This window comes from Stenotrophomonas sp., from assembly GCF_036662295.1.
Lineage (GTDB): Bacteria > Pseudomonadota > Gammaproteobacteria > Xanthomonadales > Xanthomonadaceae > Stenotrophomonas.
In genome coordinates this window covers 1-2,633 of sequence record NZ_JAVWXA010000195.1, presented here as the reverse complement: position 1 = coordinate 2,633, position 2,633 = coordinate 1, and the positions used below count along the sequence as shown (strand labels likewise).

The 2,633-nt window shown below is 69.0% G+C and carries 3 protein-coding genes and 1 pseudogene; all 4 read right to left on the bottom strand.

Annotated elements, in window-relative coordinates:
• Positions 1–99: 99 nt before the first annotated feature.
• Positions 100–525, bottom strand: coding sequence for a hypothetical protein (locus RSA25_RS19405; RefSeq protein WP_332810454.1), 426 nt, complete (start codon positions 523–525; stop codon positions 100–102).
• A 94-nt stretch (positions 526–619) separates the two neighbouring features.
• A complete protein-coding gene (locus RSA25_RS19400) occupies positions 620–1,216 on the bottom strand; it encodes a DUF2884 family protein (RefSeq protein WP_332810453.1) in 597 nt (198 codons plus the stop codon).
• A gap of 31 nt (positions 1,217–1,247) precedes the next feature.
• Positions 1,248–2,129, bottom strand: a complete 882-nt coding sequence (locus tag RSA25_RS19395) for a DUF2807 domain-containing protein (protein ID WP_332810452.1) — start codon at positions 2,127–2,129, stop codon at positions 1,248–1,250.
• 38 nt (positions 2,130–2,167) lie between these two features.
• Positions 2,168–2,633 (bottom strand): annotated as a pseudogene (locus RSA25_RS19390) (hypothetical protein); the annotation flags it as partial.

Sequence of the window (2,633 nt, the reverse complement as noted above, 5' to 3'; positions counted from 1 at the left end):
GGCCGGCACTACCGGCTTTTTCTGTGCGTACCCCCGCCCGTACCCGCCCCAAGCTACAAGGCAACGCACTCGCGTGCCCCCCCCCCCGCGACCAAACCGTCAGTGCCGATCGGCCTGGAGGTTGTCGAAGGTCTCGGTGTAGTCCTTGAACTCCGGGATGCGCTGCACCAGGTCCGGGGGGATGGGCTGCATGCCGGCCGGGACCTGGATCTTGACCGAGCGCTTGGCCGGGTCCGGCGGGGCGTCGGTGAGCGTGTTCTGGCGCAGCACCTGCAGCTGGCCGAACATGCCCTGCAGCAGCGCCTGCTGGCTGGCGTCGAGCGGGATCTCGATCTCGTCGATCTTCATGTGCCCGTTGGGCAGCACGATGATGTTCGGGGCCGGGGCCCGGCGCACGGTCAGCATGCCGTCGCTGACCGTGATCTTGGGCTTGCTGCGCTCGGCGCGGTGGTTGCGGTAATCCTGGTCGCAGCCGGTGGCGGCCAGGCAGAACAGGGCGAACAGGAGCAGGCACAGCTTCTTCATGGGCAGACGGCAGGCATGAAAAGGGGGAGGACCATTCTAGTCCTCCCCCCGGCCATGCGCGCCGGCCTGCGACCGAACGTCGCAGACCCGGCCCTTACTTGTTGCAGTCGTCGATGTCGCTCTGGTCCATCGTGGCATACGGCTGGAAGGCCGGCAGTTCGGCCGCCAGCACCTGCTGCTTGGCCATCATCGCCGGCATCAGTTCGCACAGCTTCTTGGCCTGGGCCTCGATCTTGCTGGCCTCCGCGTTCACCCGTGCCTCGATGCCCTGCGTATCGCCGGACAGGATGCCCTTCAGCGCTTCGCCGGCCGCGCTGACGCCCAGGTTGGCGCCGGCCACGCCGATGTCCATGCCGGCCCCGGCCAACGCCTCGACCTGCTTGCGGTAATCCAGCAGCAGCGCGCGCTGTGCGGCCGTGGTGGTCACCGTCTTGCCGTTGATCAGCAGCTCACCCTGCGGGGTGATCTCGGCCTTGTCCTGATGGCCGTTGGACACGCTGATGTTCTTTTTGGCCAGTTCGGCGCGGGCCCGGTCGGTGGCCTCCTGCACGGACTTGCCCACCGAGCTGGTCGCGGCGCTGGGCGAGTCGGCCTTGCCGGTGGCCGGGGCGGCCTTGTCGGCGTCGTGGTTGCCGCAGGCGGCCAGCGGCAGGCACAGCAGCAGGGCGGGCAGCAGCAGTCGGGTATTCATGCAGGCATTCCTTTGTGGTGAGGGAAGAAGATCACTTGCCGCGCGGCAGCTGGACGCGACCGCCCACGCCGCTGTGGCGGATGTCACCGCTGCCGCTGTTGGCCACGGTGAGGTCGCCGGCCACGTCGCGCGCAGTCACATCGCCCGAGCCGTGGCGCTCGACGCTGACGCTGCCGCCCACGCCGCGGATCTCGAGATCGCCCGAGCCCACGTTGCCCACCTTGACGTTGCCCTTGACCTGGCGCAGGTCCACATCGCCCGAGCCGACGGTGCCCAGCTCCACGTTGCCCTGCACCCCGTCCAGGTCCAGGTCGCCCGAACCGAGCGTGCCGACCTTGGCATTGCCGGCCACGTTGCGCGCCTTGAAGTCGCCCGACCCCACCGACATCACGTTCAGCGCACCGGCACCGTCGAGGATCACATCGCCCGAGCCGATCGCCGCGGTGACCAGGCCCTTGATCCCGTGCAGCTTGATGTCGCCCGAGCCGACGTCGGCACTGAGCGAGTGCGCCCCGCTCACGCTGGCATCGCCGGAGCCCACCTTCATCTGCACCAGCAGCGTGTCCGGCACGCTGCCACGCAGGTCCAGGTAGGCGTAGTTGCTGCCCATGGTCACGTGGTTGCGGCCCTCGCGCACCAGCTTCACCACCAGCTTGCCGTCCACCTTCTGCTGGGTCACGGTCAGCTCGCGCAGCCACGCGGCATCGGAGGCACAGGCGCGGCCGGCCAACTGGGCCGGGCCCGGGCCGGCGGTGAGCACCAGGTCATGCTGGTTGACCTCGAACACCACCGCCTTGGCACCGGCCAGGTCCAGGGTGAGGGCGCGCGGCTCGTTGAACTTGCACTGCGGCTCGTCGGCAAGGGCGGCCAGCGGCAGCGACAACAGGGAAGCGACAGCGAGGGTGCGGATCATGTGCGGCTCCTGGAAGGGTAACGGGGCAGTCGTTTCGATCAGATTTCGCCGGCGCGGCGGCGCAGGCGGATGGCGAGGATGATGAACACCACGCCGACGGCGGCACCGATCCACACTTCCGGCAGGCTCAGCGCGAGCAGCTGGTTGGACGGGGCCAGCGCGGCCACCAGGTTGTCGCGGTCGCCGATGACCGCGCGCAGCTGGTCGGTGCGGTAGAACACGTCGCTGCCCGGCAGGGTGCCCAGCAGCAGGCGGCCCACGATGTTCTTCCAGAACCAGCCGCTGGTGCTGCCGAAGGCGCCCATCAGGTGGGTGGTGCTGACGATGATGCCGGCAAACAGCGGCAGCATCACCGCCCACAGGAACGGCTTGGTCTTGGCCCAGGCCGAGCACAGCAGCAGCCAGCCCACGCTCGGCAGCGCCCACAGCGCGTACACCGGGATGGACACCAGCATGCCCAGGATCAGGCTGCCCGGATTGGCCGGGCCAACGACCAGCTGCATC

What these genes read in the sequence shown, in the direction of transcription:
- RSA25_RS19405 (WP_332810454.1), bottom strand. Translation starts at nt 525, where the DNA reads ATGAAGAAGCTGTGCCTGCTCCTGTTCGCCCTGTTCTGCCTGGCCGCC.
- RSA25_RS19400 (WP_332810453.1), bottom strand. Translation starts at nt 1,216, where the DNA reads ATGAATACCCGACTGCTGCTGCCCGCCCTGCTGCTGTGCCTGCCGCTG.
- RSA25_RS19395 (WP_332810452.1), bottom strand. Translation starts at nt 2,129, where the DNA reads ATGATCCGCACCCTCGCTGTCGCTTCCCTGTTGTCGCTGCCGCTGGCC.